The sequence below is a fragment of the Kitasatospora sp. NPDC127060 genome (assembly GCF_042724935.1).
Lineage (GTDB): Bacteria > Actinomycetota > Actinomycetes > Streptomycetales > Streptomycetaceae > Kitasatospora.
Window position 1 is genome coordinate 1 of sequence record NZ_JBHXEG010000178.1, and the last position, 3332, is coordinate 3332.

1 protein-coding gene is annotated in these 3332 nt (G+C 74.9%); it reads left to right on the forward strand.

Features of this window, described 5'->3' with window-relative positions; translation table 11 throughout:
- A partial coding sequence (locus ACFWIS_RS40500; protein WP_380524386.1) for an AMP-binding protein occupies positions 1-3332 on the forward strand: 3332 nt, incomplete at both ends.

Below are 3332 nucleotides of genomic sequence, written 5' to 3' on the forward strand. Positions count from 1 at the left end.
CCGGACACCGTCCCGATCGGCCGCCCGCTGCCCAACACCCGGGCCTATGTGCTGGACGACGGGTTGCAGCCCGTCCCGGCCGGGGTCACCGGCGAACTGTACCTCGCCGGGAACGGCCTCGCCCGGGGCTACGCCGGCCGCCCGGCCCTGACCGCCGAGCGCTTCGTCGCCTGCCCGTACGGCGAGCCCGGCGACCGGATGTACCGCACCGGCGACCTCGCCCGCTGGACCACCACGGGCGAACTGGAATTCGTCGGTCGAGCGGACGACCAGGTCAAGATCCGCGGCTTCCGGATCGAACTCGCCGAGGTCGAGAGCGCGTTCGCCGCCCACCCGGCCGTCCGCCAGATCGTCGCGACAGTCCGCCAGGACCAGCCCGGCGACAAGCGCCTGGTCGCCTACGTCACCGGCGACGCCACCCCGACGGAGCTGCGCACCTTCGCCACCGACCGCCTGCCCGGCTACATGGTCCCAGCCGCGGTCGTCGTCCTGGACGCCCTACCCGTCACCCCCAACGGCAAGGTCGACCGACGCGCCCTGCCCGCCCCCGACTACACCGCCACCAGGACCGGCCGGGCGCCCCGCAACGCCACCGAGCGCGCGCTGTGCGAACTCTTCGCCGACGTCCTCCAGGTGGCCGAACCCGGCATCGACGACAGCTTCTTCGACCTCGGCGGGCACTCCCTGCTCGCCACCAAGCTGGTCAGCCGGATCCGCACCGCGCTCGGCGCCGAGCTGCCGATCCGCGTCCTCTTCGACCACCCGACCGTCGCCGCGCTGGCCGCCGCCCTGCCCGCCTCCGGTGCGGCCCGCCCGGCCCTGCGACCGGCCGACCGGCCCGCCCTCGTCCCACTCTCTCCCGCCCAGCAACGCCTCTGGTTCATCGAGCAGTTCGAGGGCCCGAGCGCCCTCTACAACACGCCCGTCGCGGTCCGGCTGACCGGCGCGGTCGACCGCCCCGCCCTGGAGCGGGCACTGAAGGACGTGGCCACCCGGCACGAGGTGCTGCGCACCCTCGTCCCGACCACCGACGGCCAGCCCCACCAGCTGGTCACGGAGGCCCCCGAACTCCCGCTGCACGCCGTGCCGGTGGCCACCGAGACGGAGCTGCGGACCGCGCTGGCCGAGGCCGGCGGCCGGGTCTTCGACCTCGCCACCGAACTCCCCGTCCGGGCCACCCTGTTCTCGCTGCCGCACGACGAGCACGTGCTGCTGGTGCTGCTGCACCACATCGCCGGCGACGGCTGGTCCGTCGCCCCGCTCTTCCGCGACCTGGGCGAGGCCTACCGGGCCCGCACCACCGGCGGCGCCCCCGACTGGCCACCGCTGCCGGTGCAGTACGCCGACTACGCCCTCTGGCAGCGCGAACTCCTCGGCGACCAGGAGCGGCCCACCGCCCTGCTGACCGAGCAACTCGCCCACTGGCAGCAGGCCCTGGCCGACGCCCCGGAGGAGCTGGCCCTCCCCTACGACCGCCCGCGCCCGGCCGTCCCCAGCCACCGGGGCGGCCTGACGGAGGCCACCGTCGACACCGAACTCCACGCCGCACTCGGCAAGTTGGCCGCCACCCAGCACGCCAGCCTGTTCATGGTGCTGCAGGCCGCCGTCGCCACCCTCTACACCCGCCTCGGCGCCGGCACCGACCTGCCCCTCGGCACCCCCGTCGCCGGACGCACCGACGAGGCCCTGGACGACCTGGTCGGCTTCTTCGTCAACACCCTCGTCCTGCGCACCGACACCACCGGCAACCCCAGCTTCCGCGAACTGCTGGACCGCGTCCGCCGCACCGACCTGGACGCCTTCGACCACCAGGACATCCCCTTCGAGCGCCTGGTCGAACAGCTCAACCCCACCCGCGTCCCCGCCCGCCACCCGCTCTTCCAGACCCTCATCGCCCTGGAGAGCCGCGCGGCGGTGCCCACCGCCTTCGGTGACCTGGCCTGCGCCGAACACCCCTTCCAGCTGGACGTGGCCAAGTTCGACCTGTCCTTCCGCTTCACCGAGTCCACCGAGTCCACCGAGCAGGGCTCCCGGGCCGGCCTGACGGTGGCACTGGAGTACGCGACCGACCTCTTCGACCACGCCACCGCCGCCACCCTGGCCGAGCGGCTGCTGCGGGTGCTGAGCGCCGTCGCGGCCGACCCGGACGCCCCGATCGGCGGCATCGACCTGCTCGCCCCGGCCGAGCGCGAGCAGCTGCTCACCGGCTGGAACGGCCCCGCCGTGCCCGTCCCGGACGCCACCCTGCCCGAGCTGTTCGAGGCCCGGGCCACCGCCACCCCCGACGCGCCCGCCGTGGTCGCCGACACCGGGACGCTGAGCTACGCCGAACTGGACTCCCGGGCCGAGCACCTGGCCGCCCACCTCGCCGACACCGGCATCGGCGCCGACACCCCGGTGGTCCTGCTGATGGACCGCTCCGCCGAGCTGGTGGTCGCCCTGCTGGCCGTGCTCAAGGCCGGCGGCAGCTACGTCCCGCTGGACGACCGGCACCCGGCCGAGCGGCTGCGGCAGATCACCGCCGAGACCGGGGCGGCACTCGTCCTGGTCGACCGGGCCCACCGGGACCACCCGCTGGCCGCCGACGCCCCCTGCCCCGTGCTGCCGCTCGCCCCGGACTCCTTCGGCTTCGACGGCCCGCGCAGGAAGCGCGCCCAGCGTCCGCCGCTACACCCGGAACAGCTCGCCTACGTGATGTTCACCTCCGGCTCCACCGGCCTGCCCAAGGGCATCGCCATCACCCACCGGGACGTCGTCCAGCTCGCCTCGGACCCGTGCTGGCAGCACCCCGACGGTCTGCGGGTGCTGTTCCACGCCCCGCACGCCTTCGACGCCTCCACCTACGAACTCTGGGCGCCGCTGCTCTCCGGCGGGCAGGTGGTCGTCGCCCCCGAGGGCGACCTGGACGCCGCCGCGATCGGCGCCCTGGTCCGGGCCCACCGGCTCACCCACGTCCACGTCACCGCCGGACTGTTCCGCGTCATCGCGGAGGAGGAGCCCGGTGTCTTCGCCGGGGTGCGCGAGGTGCTGACCGGCGGGGACGTGGTCTCGGCGCCCGCCGTCCGCAAGGTGCTGGCGGCCGTGCCGGGCATCGGGGTCCGGGTGCTCTACGGCCCGACCGAGATCACCCTCTGCGCGACCCAACTCGCCCTGCCCACAGCGGAGTCCGTACCGGACGTGGTGCCGATCGGGCGCCCGATGGCGAACACCCGGGCGTACGTGCTGGACGGCGGGTTGCAGCCGGTCCCGGTGGGCGTCCCGGGTGAGCTGTACATCGCGGGCGCGGGTCTGGCCCGGGGCTACGCCGGCCGGCCGGCCCTCACCGCCGAGCG